The organism is Streptomyces arenae (assembly GCF_022343545.1).
GTDB lineage: Bacteria > Actinomycetota > Actinomycetes > Streptomycetales > Streptomycetaceae > Streptomyces > Streptomyces humi.
The window spans coordinates 26,485-42,150 of the sequence record NZ_JAKQYH010000080.1 but is presented as its reverse complement, the minus strand read 5'-3'; the positions used below and the strand labels follow the sequence as shown (position 1 = coordinate 42,150).

The 15,666-nt window shown below is 73.2% G+C and carries 15 protein-coding genes, 1 other RNA gene and 2 pseudogenes; 11 read left to right on the top strand and 7 right to left on the bottom strand.

The features are described from left to right. A partial coding sequence (locus tag MB828_RS38455) for a hypothetical protein (RefSeq protein ID WP_301652209.1) occupies nucleotides 1-1,090 on the bottom strand: 1,090 nt, incomplete at its 3' end. Nucleotides 1,091-1,277: 187 nt separating this feature from the next. On the opposite strand from MB828_RS38455, the gene MB828_RS38450 reads away from it, so the two are divergent. The 3 genes from MB828_RS38450 to MB828_RS38440 are packed head-to-tail and all read left to right on the top strand — an operon-like array spanning nucleotide 1,278 to nucleotide 4,214. Further along, the gene (locus tag MB828_RS38450; RefSeq protein WP_133022202.1) at nucleotides 1,278-2,126 is read left to right on the top strand and encodes a Nif3-like dinuclear metal center hexameric protein; all 849 of its coding nucleotides are present in this window, start codon (nucleotides 1,278-1,280) and stop codon (nucleotides 2,124-2,126) included. Continuing rightward, nucleotides 2,123-2,866, top strand: coding sequence for a zinc ribbon domain-containing protein (locus MB828_RS38445; protein ID WP_133022389.1), 744 nt, complete (start codon nucleotides 2,123-2,125; stop codon nucleotides 2,864-2,866). The genes MB828_RS38450 and MB828_RS38445 overlap by 4 nt, the downstream gene beginning before the upstream one ends. Before the next feature lie 28 nt (nucleotides 2,867-2,894). After that, the gene (locus MB828_RS38440) at nucleotides 2,895-4,214 is read left to right on the top strand and encodes a bifunctional RNase H/acid phosphatase (protein WP_301652208.1); all 1,320 of its coding nucleotides are present in this window, start codon (nucleotides 2,895-2,897) and stop codon (nucleotides 4,212-4,214) included. A gap of 124 nt (nucleotides 4,215-4,338) precedes the next feature. Here MB828_RS38440 and MB828_RS38435 read toward each other — a convergent pair. Together MB828_RS38435 and yaaA are read right to left on the bottom strand one after the other, a co-directional pair. Next, nucleotides 4,339-4,968 (bottom strand): annotated as a pseudogene (locus tag MB828_RS38435) (bifunctional 4-hydroxy-2-oxoglutarate aldolase/2-dehydro-3-deoxy-phosphogluconate aldolase); the annotation flags it as partial. A gap of 156 nt (nucleotides 4,969-5,124) precedes the next feature. Continuing rightward, a complete protein-coding gene (yaaA, locus tag MB828_RS38430) occupies nucleotides 5,125-5,931 on the bottom strand; it encodes a peroxide stress protein YaaA (protein ID WP_301652207.1) in 807 nt (268 codons plus the stop codon). Nucleotides 5,932-6,098: 167 nt separating this feature from the next. On the opposite strand from yaaA, the gene MB828_RS38425 reads away from it, so the two are divergent. Beyond that, the gene (locus tag MB828_RS38425; RefSeq protein ID WP_301652206.1) at nucleotides 6,099-7,535 is read left to right on the top strand and encodes an RNB domain-containing ribonuclease; all 1,437 of its coding nucleotides are present in this window, start codon (nucleotides 6,099-6,101) and stop codon (nucleotides 7,533-7,535) included. Here MB828_RS38425 and MB828_RS38420 read toward each other — a convergent pair. From MB828_RS38420 to MB828_RS38410, 3 genes are all read right to left on the bottom strand, one after another. Next, a complete protein-coding gene (locus tag MB828_RS38420) occupies nucleotides 7,426-8,097 on the bottom strand; it encodes a hypothetical protein (protein ID WP_301652205.1) in 672 nt (223 codons plus the stop codon). The genes MB828_RS38425 and MB828_RS38420 overlap by 110 nt on opposite strands. After that, a complete protein-coding gene (locus tag MB828_RS38415; RefSeq protein WP_301652204.1) occupies nucleotides 8,094-8,855 on the bottom strand; it encodes a MerR family transcriptional regulator in 762 nt (253 codons plus the stop codon). Before MB828_RS38415 ends, MB828_RS38420 begins: the two co-directional genes overlap by 4 nt. Before the next feature lie 175 nt (nucleotides 8,856-9,030). Further along, nucleotides 9,031-10,689, bottom strand: a complete 1,659-nt coding sequence (locus MB828_RS38410; RefSeq protein WP_301652203.1) for an FAD-dependent monooxygenase — start codon at nucleotides 10,687-10,689, stop codon at nucleotides 9,031-9,033. A gap of 133 nt (nucleotides 10,690-10,822) precedes the next feature. On the opposite strand from MB828_RS38410, the gene MB828_RS38405 reads away from it, so the two are divergent. Then, nucleotides 10,823-11,362 (top strand): TetR/AcrR family transcriptional regulator, encoded by a 540-nt coding sequence (locus MB828_RS38405; protein ID WP_430381492.1) that lies wholly within the window; start codon nucleotides 10,823-10,825, stop codon nucleotides 11,360-11,362. 76 nt (nucleotides 11,363-11,438) lie between these two features. Here the strand turns inward: MB828_RS38405 and MB828_RS38400 are convergent, their stop codons facing one another. Next, complete coding sequence (locus MB828_RS38400) at nucleotides 11,439-11,585, bottom strand: hypothetical protein (RefSeq protein WP_301652201.1); 147 nt, start codon at nucleotides 11,583-11,585, stop codon at nucleotides 11,439-11,441. A 25-nt stretch (nucleotides 11,586-11,610) separates the two neighbouring features. On the opposite strand from MB828_RS38400, the gene MB828_RS38395 reads away from it, so the two are divergent. From MB828_RS38395 to MB828_RS38365, 6 genes and pseudogenes are all read left to right on the top strand, one after another. After that, complete coding sequence (locus MB828_RS38395; RefSeq protein ID WP_301652200.1) at nucleotides 11,611-11,985, top strand: DUF4260 family protein; 375 nt, start codon at nucleotides 11,611-11,613, stop codon at nucleotides 11,983-11,985. A gap of 7 nt (nucleotides 11,986-11,992) precedes the next feature. Further along, the gene (locus MB828_RS38390; protein WP_133022393.1) at nucleotides 11,993-12,502 is read left to right on the top strand and encodes a TetR/AcrR family transcriptional regulator; all 510 of its coding nucleotides are present in this window, start codon (nucleotides 11,993-11,995) and stop codon (nucleotides 12,500-12,502) included. A 16-nt stretch (nucleotides 12,503-12,518) separates the two neighbouring features. Next, nucleotides 12,519-13,346 (top strand): AraC family transcriptional regulator, encoded by an 828-nt coding sequence (locus tag MB828_RS38385; protein ID WP_301652199.1) that lies wholly within the window; start codon nucleotides 12,519-12,521, stop codon nucleotides 13,344-13,346. 16 nt (nucleotides 13,347-13,362) lie between these two features. Further along, a pseudogene (locus MB828_RS47025) lies at nucleotides 13,363-14,148 on the top strand (DMT family transporter); the annotation flags it as partial. 115 nt (nucleotides 14,149-14,263) lie between these two features. Beyond that, nucleotides 14,264-14,667, top strand: an RNA gene (gene rnpB / locus MB828_RS38370) — RNase P RNA component class A. Between the two features lie 369 nt (nucleotides 14,668-15,036). Further along, entirely contained in the window at nucleotides 15,037-15,522 is a 486-nt protein-coding gene (locus MB828_RS38365) for a DUF4328 domain-containing protein (protein ID WP_301652196.1), read from the top strand. Nucleotides 15,523-15,666: the final 144 nt, after the last annotated feature.

Here is a 15,666-nt window from a genome sequence, read left to right as displayed (position 1 = left end):
CCCCGTGGCCCTCGGCTTCCCCAGTTCCCCCCGATTCCCCCGGACCCCCCGTCCCCTCCCAGGGCACCATGACCGTCGCCACCCCGCACGGGACCTCCCCCGTGGTGTACGGCAGCCGCAGCACCCCGTCCTGCGTCCACACCCCGGCGCCGGCCAACCACCCCTCCGGCGCGGGGAGATGGCACATCCGCCGGCCCCCTGGCCGCCAGGCGCCGACCCAGCTGCCCAGCGGACCCGCGATCCACAGGGCCACCCCGCAGCTCTCCGGCGTCAGCACCTGCCCCGGCTGGATCGCGAACGGCGTCACCGTGCAGTCCGGCACCTGCGGCACCCGCAGGCTCTCCGGGAACCGCAGCGGCAGCGTGCTGCCGAGGACGCCCCAGCCCAACCGTTCCTGCCCGGGAGAGGGCGCGTCCGAGCCGACCAGGATCAGCCCGCTGTCCGGGTCGGCGAGCAGCAGCCGGTCGTCGCTGTCCGCCGCGATCTGCAACAGCGGCGACACCTCGCCGCCCCGCTCCAGATCGACCACGACCGCCTTGGTGCGCCCGCCCAGCTCCCGGTCCAGCGCCAGCATCCGCCCGCGCCGGTCCAGCCAGACCCCGCCCGAACACCGGCCCGGAACCACCGCCAGCCGCTCGGGCCCGAAGGCCCCGCCCGCCACCAGCCACACGGTGGAGGAGCGCGGCCCCACGGCGAGCGCGTAGGCGTGAGCGCCGCCCGGCGCCGGCGGCAGCAGTCGTAGCGAGGCGTCCGGGTCCGGGCACTCCACCGCGCCCAGCGGCAGCTCGCCGGTGCCCGGACCGGTCGGGTACAGCAGGGCGAAGTGGTGCCGCCCGTCCACCAGCCGGCGGATCAGCACCCGTCCGTCGCCCAGCGGCTGCACCTCGGTGTCCGGCTCCTCCGGCTGGTTTCCGGGCAGCGGCACGGCGTACGGCTCGGGTCCGTCCAGCGTCCAGCGCTCCGGGTAGCAGGAACCATCCTGCTGGGCCAGCCGGGCCGCGTACGCCCCGTCCACCGTGATGGTGCAGCCCGCTCCCGGCACGCTGTCGTCCTCGTCCGCGGCCGAGGGGTCGATCGCACAGGCCGTCATCGTTCGGTCACCTCCGGCCACGAAGCTAGTTTTCGCACGCACAGGCGGGGGACCGGCAGCCCCCGGCTTCACACATACGGGTGCACGCTGGACGATTCGCCTGAGGAAACGGGGGCGGATGTGCTGCGGGCCGTCTCCCGCGGGCGAGCGGGTACAGCCCCGCGGAACAGGCAGGTAGCCTTTCCCCGTGCCCCGTCTGTCTGAAGTCATCGCCGCCCTGGAGACCCTGTGGCCCGCCGAGCGGGCCGAGTCCTGGGACGCCGTCGGCACGGTCGTGGGCGACCCCGACCAGGAGGTCACCCGGGTCCTGTTCGCCGTCGACCCGGTGCGGGACACCGTCGACGAGGCGGTGAAGCTGGGCGCCGACCTGCTGGTCACCCACCACCCGCTCTACCTGCGCGGTACGACGACGGTCGCGGCCGGTCACTTCAAGGGCCGGGTCGTGCACACCCTCATCAAGAACGACATCGCGCTGCACGTCGCCCACACCAACGCCGACACCGCCGACCCGGGTGTCTCCGACGCCCTCGCGGGCGCCCTGGACCTCAGGGTCGTACGGCCCCTCGTCCCGGACCCCACCGATCCGGAGGGCCGCCGGGGCCTCGGCCGCGTCTGCGAGCTGGACCACCCGGTGACCGTCCGCGAGCTCGCCGACCGGGCCGCCGAACGCCTCCCCGCCACCGCGCAGGGCATCCGTGTCGCCGGCGACCCCGAGGCCCTGGTCCGCACGGTCGCCGTCAGCGGCGGCTCCGGCGACAGCCTCTTCGACGCCGTGCGGGCCGCCGCGGTGGACGCCTTCCTCACCGCCGACCTGCGCCACCACCCGGCGTCGGAGTTCACGGCGGCCGTCGCCCGAAGCCCCCTCGCGCTGCTCGACGCGGCGCACTGGGCCACCGAATGGCCCTGGTGCGAGCTGGCCGCGGCCCAGCTCGACGAGATCTCCGACCGCCACGGCTGGGACCTGCGCGTGCACGTCTCCAAGACGGTCACCGACCCCTGGACCAGCCACTCACCGTCCCTTGGAGCCCCCAACTGAACGCAGCGCCCGCCGACCAGATCCGACTCCTCGACGTCCAGGCCCTGGACGTACGCCTCCAGCAGCTGGCGCACAAGCGGAAGTCGCTGCCCGAGCACGCCGAGATCGAGTCGCTGACGAAGGACCTCACGCAGCTGCGGGACCTGCTGGTCGCCGCGCAGACCGAGGAGAGCGACACCGCCCGCGAGCAGACCAAGGCCGAGCAGGACGTGGACCAGGTGCGCCAGCGCGCCGCCCGCGACCAGCAGCGCCTGGACTCCGGCGCGGTCACCTCCCCCAAGGACCTGGAGAACCTCCAGAAGGAGATCGTCTCCCTCGCCAAGCGCCAGGGCGATCTGGAGGACGTCGTCCTGGAGGTCATGGAGCGCCGTGAGTCGGTGCAGGAGCGGGTCGCCGAACTGTCCGAGCGGGTCGGCGCCGTCCAGGGCCGTATCGACGAGGCGACCGCCCGGCGGGACACCGCGGCGGAGCAGCTCGACACCGAGGCGGCGACCGTCACCAAGGAGCGCGAGGTCATCGCGGCAGCGGTCCCGGCCGACCTGCTGAAGCTGTACGACAAGCTGCGCGAGCAGCAGGGCGGCATCGGCGCGGCCAAGCTGTACGCCCGCAGCTGCCAGGGCTGCCGCCAGGAGCTCGCCATCACCGAGCTGAACGAGATCCGCTCGGCCGCGCCCGACACGGTGGTCCGCTGCGAGAACTGCCGCCGCATCCTGGTACGCACGTCCGAGTCGGGCCTGTAGGACCACCAGAGGGGCTTGAGGGGCTTACGTGGCAAGGGAGTTCATCGTCGAGGCGGACGGCGGATCCCGGGGCAACCCGGGCCCCGCCGGCTACGGCGCCGTGGTCATCGACGCGGCGACCGGCGAGACGCTGGCGGAGACGGCCGAGTACCTCGGCGTCGCCACCAACAACGTCGCCGAGTACCGGGGCCTGCTGGCGGGCCTGCGCGCGGCCCACGCCCTGGACCCGACCGCCACCGTGCACGTCCGCATGGACTCCAAGCTGGTCATCGAGCAGATGTCCGGCCGGTGGAAGATCAAGCACCCGGACATGAAGCCGCTGGCGACGGAGGCGTCCCGAGTGTTCCCACCGGACCAGGTCGCCTACGAGTGGATCCCGAGAGCCGAGAACAAGCATGCCGACCGCCTGGCCAACGAGGCGATGGACGCCGGCAAGCGCGGTGAGCGGTGGTCGCCTTCGGCATCGACGGCGGAGCTGGACGCACGGGCGTCGGCGCCCCGTGCCGAGCGCGGATCCGAGCGGCCGCGCGTGACGGGGGACGCGGTGGCGGGCGCCGCGAAGGCACGGGCGGCACTCGCGGCGCCCCGAAAGGAGCGCGGGGAACCGCGCGACCAGCCCCCGCTCACCGGCACCGTGACGACGACCGCCGACGCACCCCGCGCCGACACCCGCGCCGCCCGCGCCGTGGCGAGCCCCGGCTGGAGTTCGGCCCCCGACCTCGGCGCACCGGCGACCTTCGTCCTCCTCCGCCACGGCGAGACCCCCCTCACCCCCCAGAAACGCTTCTCCGGCAGCGGCGGCACCGACCCCGCCCTCTCCGACATCGGCCAGGACCAGGCCCGCCGGGTCGGCGAGGCACTCGCCCGGCGCGGCACGGTCGAGGCGATCCTCGCCTCCCCGCTCACCCGCACCCGGCAGACGGCGGCGGCCGTCGCCGACCGCCTCGGCCTCGACGTGACGATCGACGAGGGGCTCAAGGAGACCGACTTCGGCGCCTGGGAGGGCCTCACCTTCGGCGAGGTCCGCGAGCGCTACCCGGACGACCTGACCGCGTGGCTCGCCGACCCGGAGGCGCACCCCACGGGGGGCGGTGAGAGCTTCGCCGAGACGGCCACCCGGATCGCGGCCACCAGGGACCGGCTGGTGGCGGCCTACGCGGGCCGCACCGTCCTGCTCGTCACCCACGTCACGCCGATCAAGACGTTCGTGCGGCTCGCCCTCGGCGCGCCGGCGAAGTCGCTGTTCCGCATGGAACTGTCGGCGGCCTCGCTCTCGGCGGTGGCGTACTACGCGGACGGCAACGCGAGCGTACGGCTCTTCAACGACACGTCCCACCTGCGTCCCTGAGACCGCCGTCGCCGAGGGTGCCGTCGCCGAGGCTGCCGTTCCTGGGGCCGCCGTCTCCTGGGCCGCCGTCTCCTGGGCTGCCGTCTCCTGGGCTGCCGTCCCGTGGGCTGCCGTCCCGTGGGCTGCCGTCCCGGAGTCCCGCCGCCGAGCGTGCCAGTGACTCGACGCGGGCCCAGTCCCGGGCGGCGACGGCATCGGCCGGGATCATCCACGTGCCGCCGACGCAGCCCACGTTGGGGAGGGCGAGGTACTCCGGCGCGTTGCCGGGGCCGATCCCTCCCGTCGGGCAGAACCGGGCCTGGGGCAGCGGTCCGGCGAGGGACTTCAGATAGGCCGTGCCGCCGGCTGCCTGCGCCGGGAAGAACTTCATCTCCCGCACCCCGCGCTCCAGGAGTGCCACGACCTCGGAGACGGTCGACACCCCGGGCAGGAACGGCACGCCGGACCCGGCCATCGCCGCCAGCAGCCCGTCCGTCCACCCCGGGCTGACCAGGAACCGTGCCCCGGCGGCCACGCACCCGGTGACCTGCCCGGGAGTGAGGACGGTCCCCGCGCCGACCACCGCGTCCGGTACCGCGCCGGCGATCTCCCGGATGGCGTCGAGCGCGGCGGGCGTCCGCAGCGTCACCTCGATCGCGGGCAGCCCGCCGGCCACCAGCGCCCGCGCCAGCGGCACGGCGTCGGCGGCGTCCTCGATCACGACCACGGGCACGACGGGGGCGAGGTCCAGCACGGAGGTGGGCATGACGAGCATCCTGCCGACGTGATGCAGCCTCCGCAAAGGGTGTTGCGCATGTTGCAATTAGAGGGTGTTGCTGACGTTAGCCCCTCAAGCGGCAGCGGCAGCGGCCTGCTCCTGCTGCCGCTATAGCCTCAGCGACTGCTCCAACTGTCGCTATAGCCTCTAACTCTAGTGAACCTCTGTAACCAACACGTCCAGTGCCCAGCCCTGCCCCGGCTTCCCCGGCCTCCCCGCCTGACCCGGCGCGGGCGCCGTCACCTCCACCTCGTACCCCAGGTCCCGCAGCGCCTCCACCAGCTCGGCCGGGCCGGCCGGCGCGGCCCCGTCGGTCAGCAGGCTCCGCACGATCCGCCCCTTGGTCGCCTTGTTGAAGTGGCTGACCACCTTCCGCGTCGGCGCGTGCAGCACCCGTACCGTCGCCGTCCGCGCGGCCACCTCGCCCTTCGGCTTCCAGGCCGCCGCGTAGGCCGCCGACCGCAGGTCCAGCACCAGCCCCGACCCGGCCGCCTCCGGCAGCACCTCGGCCATCGGCCCGCGCCAGTGCGTGCCCAGCGCCCCGAGCCCCGGCAGCCGTACCCCCATCGAGCAGCGGTAGGACGGGATCCGGTCCGTCACCCGGACCGCACCCCACAACCCCGAGAACACCAGCAGCGACCGCGCCGCCCGCCGCTTCGCGGCCGGGTCCAGGGACGCCAGGCCGAGGGCGTCGTACAGCACCCCCGTGTAGATCTCCCCGGCCGGGCGCGCGCCCGCCGTCCGCAGCTGCGCGTTCTTCGCGACCTCGCCGCGCAGTCCCTCGCTCAGTCCGAGGACCTCACGGGCCTTCTCCTCGTCGCCCGCGCACAGGTCGACCAGTTCGGCCAGCACGGCCTCGCGGGCCTCCGCGAGCCCCGGCAGCGACAGCGACCCGGGCTTCAGCGGGGCGCCACGACCCGAGGACGCCTTGCCTTCCGAGGGCGGCAGCAGGACCAGCACACGTACTCCTCTTCATGATGGGCCTTCACGACCGGCCTTCACGACCGGCCTTCACGACCGGCCTTCACACTCGACCTTGGTGACCGACGTTCGTGACCGACGTTCGTCATCGACGCTTCGCGCCAGCGTAAGACGCCGGAGCCGGGCGATGTGACTACGCTCGACCTATGCCCCGCCGTCACATCCGCGTCAAGGGTGCCCCCGAGGCCCCCCTCCGGGCCGCGCTCAGCGCGCTCCGGGCCGACCTCGGCGTCCCCGACAGCTTCCCGGTCGAGGTCCTCGCGGAGGCCGAGGGCGCCGCGAAGGCCCCGGCCGTGCCCGCGCACGACGCGACCGACATCCCCTTCTTCACGGTCGACCCGCCCACGTCGAGGGACCTGGACCAGGCGATGCACCTGTCCCGGCACGACGGCGGCTACCGCGTCCGGTACGCCATCGCCGACGTCGCCGCCTTCGTCGTACCCGGCGGAGCGCTGGACTCCGAGGCGCACCACCGCGTGACCACGCTCTACTTCCCGGACGGCAGGGTCCCGCTGCACCCCGCCGTGCTCAGCGAGGGCGCCGCGAGCCTGCTCCCGGACCAGACCTGCCCGGCCGTGCTGTGGACCCTCGACCTGGACGCGGAGGGGCGGACCCGGGCCGCCGACGTCCGGCGGGCCCTGGTGCGCAGCCGGGCCAAGCTCGACTACGCGGATGTGCAGCGGCGGATCGACGACGGGACCGCCGAGGAACCCGTCGCGCTGCTCAAGGAGATCGGCGAGGCGCGGGAACTGCTGGAGGTGGCGCGCGGCGGCATCTCGCTGAACGTGCCGGAGCAGGAGATCGTCGAGCACGACCACACCTACGAGCTCGCCTACCGCGCCCCGCTGCCCGCCGACGCCTGGAACGCGCAGATCTCCCTGCTCACCGGCATGGCCGCCGCCGAGATGATGCTCGCCCACGGCACCGGTGTGCTGCGCACCCTGCCGACCGCCCCCGACGGCGCCGTGGTCCGGCTGCGCCGTACCGCGCGGGCGCTGCGCATCGAGTGGCCGCACCATGTGTCGTACGCGGAGCTGATCCGCTCCCTGAACCCGCGCCGCCCCCGGCACGCGGCCTTCCTCCAGGAGTGCACCACCCTGCTGCGCGGCGCCGGGTACACGGTCTTCCGGGACGGCGTCCGGCCCGCGGTCACCACCCACGCGGCGGTGGCCGCCCCCTACGCCCACTGCACCGCGCCCCTGCGCCGCCTCGCGGACCGCTACGCGTCCGAACTCTGCCTCGCGGCGGCGGCCGGCGAGACCCCGCCGGACTGGGTGCTGATGGGGCTGGACGCCCTACCCAAGGAGATGGCGGAGGGCTCGCGGCGCTCGGGCACGGTGGAACGGGAGTGCGTCGACATCGTCGAGGCGGCCCTGCTGAAGGACCGGGTCGGCGAGGTCTTCGACGGCTGCGTGGTCGAGGTCGAGGAGCACCGGCCGACCGTGGGGCGGGTGCTGCTCCAGGAGCCCGCCGTCATAGGCCGGATCGAGGACGGGGTGCGTCTTCCGCTGGGCGAGCGGCTGCCGGTACGGCTGGTCGAGGCCGATCCGGGCACGGCGAAGGTGCGGTTCGCGCCCGCGTGAGCGCCTGACCGAGCTGTCGTACGAGACCGGTCGCGTCGTCGGCGTGCAGGCGTACGACGCTCACCTCGCGGGCGCGGCCCAGCAGCGTGAAGTGGGTGACGGGCTCGGCGAGTTCGACGGTCACCGAGGTCTGGGAGCCCACGGGCACGTCGAGTTCGGCGGCGGCCTTCCTGTCGTGCAGGTAACGGGTGTCGGAGCGCACGGACTTGATGAGGTGCAGCGGTATGCGCTGCTCCAGCCGGACACCGTTGCGGACGAGCAGGGCGTCCTGGGTCAGCAGGTGCGGGTGGACCACGCTCGCCGCGTGCAGGCCGACGACCATGAGGACCGTGTAGACGTCCAGGACCAGCATCACCCGTTCCACGGCGGGCCAGTCGCGCAGCAGCACCGACACGGCGACCGTCTCGACCACGCAGACGAAGGCCAGCCCGGACATCATCGCGCCCTGGCCCTCGGCGTACCCGAACCGCGTGCCTGTTCCGCTGGTGCGCCGGGCCGCCCACCGCACCAGGCTCGCCATCAGCCGCGCCTCGTGCCGCAGGATCGCGCGGGCCGTCCTCACGGTCCCTCCCCGGTCGTCAGGATGTCGAGCGCCCGGCGGATCGCGGCGGCCTGGGCCGGGGCGAGATCGGCGTAGAGGGCGCGCAGGAAGCTGTTCTCGTGGTCGAAGCCGTGGTCCGGGACGACACCGGCGGGGACGGTGTCGGCGATCACCCGGGCGGCCTCGGCCACCCGGGGATCGTCGGGGCCGGCGTCGGCGAGCGCGTCGAGGAGCGTGTACGCCTCGCGGGCCCTGGCCCTGGCCGTGGCCCGTGCCGACCCCGCCATGGCGCCGGCCAGGGACATCAGCCGGGCCCGTTCCTCGGGGTCCACGACCGTCTCCAGCATGGCGAATACCGCACGGTCCTTGGCGGCCATGGGGGAGTCACCGAGGTGCGGGGCGGTCGCCCTGAACAGGGCGGCCAGTTCGGGCGAGACGGGCCCCTCTGCGGGCGGTTCGCCCGCGTCCAGGAGGGACCGCAGCCGTTGCCGGCGGTCGTGGATCTCGGCCTCCTGCCGGGCGAGGTCCGCGTCGAGCTCGGTGAGCACCTCGACGAGATCCCTGCCGGCCTCGTCCGCGAGCACGTCCCGCACCTCGGCGAGGCCGAGACCCAGCTCGGTCAGCCGCCGGATCCGGGCGAGGACGACGGCGTGCCGGAGGGTGTAGTCCCGGTACCCGTTGGCGAGCCGCCCGGGCTCGGGCAGCAGTCCCTGGTGGTGGTAGTGCCGCACCGTGCGCGTACTGACGCCGACGGCGGCGGCGAGTTCTCCGATCCGCATGCCACCAGTACAGACGTTGACGCCGCGACAGGGTCAAGCCACGGGGTGCCCCCGCGCGGCAAGCCACGGGGTGCCCCCGCGCGGCAAGCCACGGGGTGCCCCCGTGCGGCAAGCCACGGGGTGTCCGTGGGCAGGTGGTGCTGTGCCCGGGGTGAGGTGGTGCTGTGCCCGTGGGTCAGGCGGCGACGTACCAGCGCGTCAGGGTGGCGTCGAGATCGTCTGCCTGGTGGCCCTGGTCCTGGTCCTGGTCCGCGGCCCAGGCGACGAAGCCGTCGGGGCGTACGAGCAGGCCGGTCAGTTCCGGACGTGCGGGGCAGGCCACGGTCAGTACGTCCACCCGGTCGGCGTACCCCTCCGCGCGGGCCCGCAGCTTGGGGTCGTCCGCGAGGTCGAGCAGCACGGCCCGGCCGCCGTGCAGCCGGTCACCGAGCCGGCTGCCGTCGGAGAGCTCCAGGTCGGGGGCGCTGCGCCCGGTCAGCGGGTGCTCGCCGGGCAGGTCGTGACGCTGCCAGACACCGGAGATCCGCCCGACGAGGTACGTCGTCCCGGTCGTCGTCAGCGCCAGGTCGGTGACCACCCGGCGCAGCGCACGGGCGTGCGGGTCGGGCCGCATCACGGCGATCTGGGCGCGGGTCCAGTCGAGCACCCAGGCGCCGACGGGATGCCGTTCGGCGGTGTAGCTGTCCAGGAGGGCGTCCGGCGCGAGCCCGCGCACGACGGCGGCGAGCTTCCAGCCGAGGTTCATGGCGTCGCCGAGCCCGAGGTTGAGTCCCTGCCCGCCGAACGGCGAGTGCACGTGCGCCGCGTCCCCCGCGAGCAGCACCCGGCCCCGCCGGTAGGTGCTCGCCTGCCGGGCGTTGTCGGTGAACCGGGTCGAGGAGTGCACCTCGTGGACGGTCACCTCGTCGACGCCCGACACCCGGCGCAGGGAGGTCTGCAATTCCTCGGCGGTGATCGGCGCCGAGCGGTCGGCGGGCGGCCCGTCGAACTCGACGGTGAGGATCCGGCCGGGGAAGGGGCCGTTGACGTACGTCCCCACGTCGGTGGTGTTCCAGCCGACCCCGAGCCGCTCGCCGCCGCTCATCTCGACGACCGCCTGATAGCCGGTGATCTCCGGTTCGGTCCCCGGGAAGTCGAACCCGGCGAGCTTGCGGACGGTGCTCCGCCCGCCGTCGCACCCCACCAGCCACCCGGCCCCGATCCGCGTCCCGTCGGCGAGGCGGACGACCACTCCGTCGTCGTCGGCGTCGAAGCCGGTCAGCTCCGCGCCGCGGCGGACCTCGACGCCGAGCCGTTCGGCACGGGCGCCCAGGATCCGCTCCAGGTCGGCCTGCGGGACACCGAGGCCGACGCCGTCGGCGGGGCCGATGTCGGCGAACGCCGGGTCGGTGTGGTCGAACAGGTCACCGCGCATCATGATCCCGGCGAAGTGCCCGGCGAACTTCGGGGGCGTGCGGGTCGCGCCTGCGCCCTGGTCCGCGGCCTGCTCCCCGCCCCGCTCCCCGAGGAAGGCCCGCATCCGCCACCGGTTCTTCTCCCAGGCCGCCGCGAGGTCGGGCAGTAGCCCCCGCCGGTAGAGCGCCACCGCGCCCGCCGTGTTGATCCCGCCCGCCTTGATGGTCTCGTCCACCTCGGTCAGCCGCTCCACGACCAGGACCCGCGCCCCGCCGAGCCGCAGCTCGCAGGCGAGGAAGAGCCCGACGGGGCCGCCGCCGGCCACCACCACGTCGTAGTCGCCGCGGTCGCCGTTCCCGCCGTCGCTGTTCTTGCCGTTGCCGTTGCCGTTGCCGTTGCCGTTGCCGTTGCCATCGTTCATGGCGTGTGTCGTCGTCATGGCTTCACTGTAGTCACTAAAAGTTTCGAGCGGCTATAGTTTTCTTGTGATCGATGACAGCAGGCCAGGGGAGTCCCTGCGGGAGCGCAAGAAGCGGGAGACGCGGCAGCGGATCTCGAACGTCGCGACGGTGATGTTCCGGGAGCGCGGCTTCGACCGGGTGACCGTCGCGGAGGTCGCACGGGAGGCCGGCGTCTCCGCGATGACCGTCTTCAACTACTTCCCGCGCAAGGAGGACCTGTTCCTCGACCGCATCCCGCAGGCGGTCGAGGCCTTCGCCGGCGCGGTACGGGGGCGCGCGGCCGACGAGACGCCGCTCGCGGCGCTGCGTGGCCTCGCGTTCCGGTTCATCGACGCGGGGCATCCGCTGGGCGGCCTGGGGGAGGGCTTCGCGGGCTTCTGGTTCGTCGTCGCCGACTCGCCCGCGCTGCTGGCGCGGGCGCGGGAGGGTGCCGAGGAGGTCGAGCGGGCGCTGGCCCGCGCCCTCGCCGAGGCCGGCCTCGGCGACCCGGAGCTGATGGCGGCCGTGTTCGTCGCCGCGTACCGCTCGGTGTGTGTCGTCTCTGTGAGTCGTGAGCTCGCGGGCGAGCCGTTCGAGGAGGTCGCCGTGGACCACCGGGTGCGGATGGCGGCGGCGTTCGACGCGCTGGAGCGGATGTTCCCCGGCGCGTGACGGGCCGACCGGCCGAGCGACTGACCGGCGGCCTTGACGGCTAATGCCGTTAGCCGTACGGTCATGGCTAACGGCGTTAGCCGATATGCCTTCGGGAGGCAGCCATGACCACCACGACGACCACTGCAATCACCGCAACCTCTGCGATCACCGCAACCAGCACCGCCTCTGCAACCAGCACTGCCTCTGCAACCTCTGCAACCTCTGCAACCAGGAGTGCCACCCCCCGGGTCCGCGGCGCCGCAACCGTGGCCCGCCGTACGGCCTGGCTGGCCGGAGCCCTGTTCTGGACGGCCTTCGCGGTACTGGAGGGCGTGAACCACGGCTGGCTCGCCGGCGCCCTCGCCCTGCTCTTCCTCCTCCTCCCGGACCTCACCTTCCTGATCGCCCTCGACGAGGCGCCCCGGATGGCGAAGGGGCAGCTGCCGCCGCGCGCGGTGCCGTACTACAACGCGATGCACCGTGCGCTGGTCCCGCTGGCGCTGCTCACGGCGTACGCGGTGCAGCCCTTCTTCTTCTGGCCCCCGGCCTTCGCCGCGCTCTGCGGCTGGCTGGCCCACATCTCGTACGATCGCGCCTTCGGCTACGGACTGCGGACGAAAGAAGGCTTCCAGCGTGACTGACGACCGGCTGACGGCGAGGGCGCGGGAGATCGTCGCGGCGGCCAGGGAGCTGCTGGAGGAGTCCGGCCCCGCCGACCTCACCATGCGCACCCTCGCCGACCGCCTCGGCATCAAGGCCCCCTCCCTCTACAAGCACTTCCCGGACAAGCACGCCGTGGAGGTGGAGCTGACCGCGCAGATGCTGGAGGAGGCGGCCGCGGCCATGGAGGCGGCAGAGACCCGGCACCCCGGATCCCTGGAGGCCCTGGCCGAGGCGTACCGCGCCTACGCCCTGGCCCACCCCCACCTCTACTGCCTGGCCACCGAACGCCCCCTGCCGCGCACCCGGCTGCCGGACGGCCTGGAGGCCCGGGCCGCCCTCCCGCTCCTGCGGGCCTGCGGCGGCGACCAGGACCTGGCCCGCGCCACCTGGGCGTTCGCGCACGGCATGGTCGTTCTGGAGATCCACGGCCGGTTTCCGGACGACGCCGACCTGGACGCGGCATGGAAACGGGGTGTGAGGGCGTTGCACTCTTAGCGGAGGGGGTGCGAACGTGGCTGAACAGGCACGGTGGACGAGGGCGAGGCTGGGCCGCTGCGGCCCGTCACTCGACCTGCTGACGGCGAACTTCGAACGGCACACCTACGCCCCGCACGCGCACGCCGAGTTCACGATCGGGGTGTGCGTCGGCGGCTCCGAGGTCATCGACTACCGGGGCGGCCACATCAGTACCGGCCCCGGTTCCATCGTCGTCCTGGCCCCCGGCGAGATGCACACGGGCGGCCCCGCCACCGCGACCGACGGCTACGCCTACCGCGCCCTGTACGCGGACCCGGCCCTGCTGGCGGACGGCACCCTGGACGCCGTACCGCACTTCCGGGACCCCGTACTGGACGACCCCGAGCTGGCCGCGGTCCTGCGCCGGACCCACGCCGAACTGGCCGCCTGCCCGGACCCGCTGGAAGCGGAGTCCCGCCTGCCGTGGCTGCTGACGGCCCTGTCCCGGCGTCACTCCACGGCACGGCCGGCGACGGACCGGGTCGCCGGAGCGCACGGCATCTCCCTGCTGGTCCGGGACCGCCTGGCCGACGAGCTGACCTGCCCGCCGTCGCTCGCCGACCTGGCCGCGGACCTGGGCCTCTCCCGCTACCAACTGCTCCGGGCGTTCCGTACGACGATGGGCGTGCCGCCGTATGCCTGGCTGGCCCAGCACCGGGTGAACCGGGCCCGCGGGCTGCTGGAGGCGGGTCTGCGACCGGCGGAGGTGGCGACGCTGGTGGGCTTCGCCGACCAGGCCCATCTGACCCGCTGGTTCCGGCGGGTGCTTGGGGTGACCCCGGCGGCGTACCGCAACAGCGTTCAAGACGCGGCACGGCGCTGACCGCGAGACTCTCCCCATGACTGCACGCGGCTGGCTGTTGTTCTCCCTGATGGGAGTGGTCTGGGGCATCCCCTATCTGATGATCAAGGTGGCGGTGGACGAGGTGTCCCCGTCGATGGTGGTCTTCGCGCGCTGTGCGGTGGGAGCGCTGCTGCTCCTGCCGCTGGCGATCCGGCAGGGCGGCCTGCTGGGCACCCTGCGGGCCCACTGGCGTCCGATGCTGGCTTTCGCCTGCATCGAGATCATGGGCCCGTGGTTCACGCTCACGGACGCCGAACGGCACCTCTCCAGCTCGACGGCGGGCCTGCTGATCGCGGGCGTGCCGATCGTGGGCGTGGTGGCGGCGCGCTACTTCGGCGGCGAGCGGGAGCACATGGGTGCCCGCCGGATCGCGGGCCTCCTGATCGGCCTGGCCGGCGTGGGCGTCCTGACCGTCCCGCACCTGACCGGCGGTGACGCGCGCTCCCTCGGCGAGGTCCTGCTCACGGTGATCGGCTACGCGACCGCGCCCCTCATCGCGGCCCGCCGCCTGAAGGACGTCCCGACGCTACAGCTGATAGCGCCGTGCCTGACCCTGACGGCCCTGGTCTACGCCCCCGCGGCGGCGGTCACCCGGCCCTCCACCCTGCCCTCCACGAACGCGCTCCTCTCCCTCCTCGCGCTGGGCGTCCTGTGCACGGCGGTGGCCTTCGTCGCCTTCCTGGAACTCATCAAGGAGATCGGCCCGACCCGCTCCACCGTCATCACGTACGTCAACCCGGCGGTGGCGGTGGCGGCCGGGGCTCTCTTCCTGGACGAGAGCTTCACCCCGACGATCGCCGCGGCCTTCGCACTGATCCTGACGGGCTCGGTACTGGCGACGATGGCCTCGGCACCGAGGAGGCCGGCCCGCCCGGTAACATGGTCGCCACGGCAGACGAGCCGGGCGGACGGCCGCGTGGAGTCCCCCTAGGGGGCTTCCCGAGGAACGTCCGGGCTCCACAGGGCAGGGTGGTGGCTAACGGCCACCCGAGGCGACTCGCGGGACAGTGCCACAGAAAGCAAACCGCCGGGGACCTCGGTCCTCGGTAAGGGTGAAACGGTGGTGTAAGAGACCACCAGTGCCCAGGGCGACCTGGGCAGCTAGGTAAACCCCACCCGGAGCAAGGTCAAGAGGGGCGCCGTGAAAAGCGCTCTGCGGGGACGTTCGAGGGCTGCCCGCCCGAGCCCCCGGGTAGACCGCACGAGGCCGGTGGCAACACCGGCCCTAGATGGATGGCCGTCACCCCGACTCCCGCGAGGGACCGGGGAACAGAACCCGGCGTACAGCCCGACTCGTCTGCCTTCAGGACTCCGACTTGGCCGAATAGCCCGGTGCGAGCCCTTGCCCTGTCGGGGTGTATCCCGCTTCTACCCAGGAGTCCCCGCGACTTCCCGCGGAAGTGTGCACGCGTTGTGCACCGGCGTGGGCCTTGGTCGGCGGGTTCGGTGGCCGCGGGCGCCGGGTCCGATCAGGGGGCCGCAGCGGGAGGAGCGGCCTCGCCCTCGATGCGTGGGTCGGCCGTTGTGCGCCTTGGTAGTGGTTCGCCTTCCTCTCGGGGATCGCGGTGTCGCTGGCTGCGGAGATCGCTGCATCCCCGGCCTAGACCCGGAAGCCGGCCTCTGCCACCGACGACCCGAAAGTCGTACGCACGTGCGGCGTGTAGACCCTATGATCACTCCGCCTCAGCGTCCGCTGCGGCCACACACGCCCCCGAGACAGGCCGAAGACGATGACGAGCACCGCCCGCAAAGCTCCCTCGTGTGGCTCGCCCGGTCCCGGCGTAACGCCCAGGAGCTGTCCCCTGAGGCCTCGCTCCCGAGTCGGGGCTGGACGATTGGCGCGTGGTTCATACCGGTGGTCAACTTCTTTGTCCCTCGCCGGTTCGTCCTCGACATCGGGCATGCGAGCTCAGCGTCATGGGAGCAGAACCGAGGCGCGAGACTGGTGAACCTGTGGTGGGCCGCCTGGGTCACGCACGCGGTGGTGCTCGTGGTGGGGGACCGGGTGGCCCCGGGATCGATGGCCTTCCTCGTGGTAGCGGAGGCGCTCATGATCGCGGCGGCCGTGCTGCTGGGGCTCGTCATTGAGCGCATCACGGCGTTGCAGAGCGCCGCGTTCGGCACCACCGTCCCGATCGCACCTCTAGCGACGTGACTTGCTACGCGCGTGACCGGCAATTACCTGGCCTCGGTTCTCCGCACGAGCTGTCCGAGGATTGATCAAAAAAACGAGAAGCGCTTCTGACCTGCACCGATCGGACCCAAGCGGGGTCCAGTCAGTCGCTTGGAAAGCTGCACT

Coding starts and splice junctions, on each gene's coding strand:
- MB828_RS38425 (WP_301652206.1), top strand. CDS start 6,099: ATGCCCCGCCGTCACATCCGCGTCAAGGGTGCCCCCGAGGCCCCCCTC.
- MB828_RS38415 (WP_301652204.1), bottom strand. CDS start 8,855: ATGCGGATCGGAGAACTCGCCGCCGCCGTCGGCGTCAGTACGCGCACG.
- MB828_RS38410 (WP_301652203.1), bottom strand. CDS start 10,689: ATGACGACGACACACGCCATGAACGATGGCAACGGCAACGGCAACGGC.
- MB828_RS38405 (WP_430381492.1), top strand. CDS start 10,823: ATGTTCCGGGAGCGCGGCTTCGACCGGGTGACCGTCGCGGAGGTCGCA.
- MB828_RS38365 (WP_301652196.1), top strand. CDS start 15,037: ATGATCACTCCGCCTCAGCGTCCGCTGCGGCCACACACGCCCCCGAGA.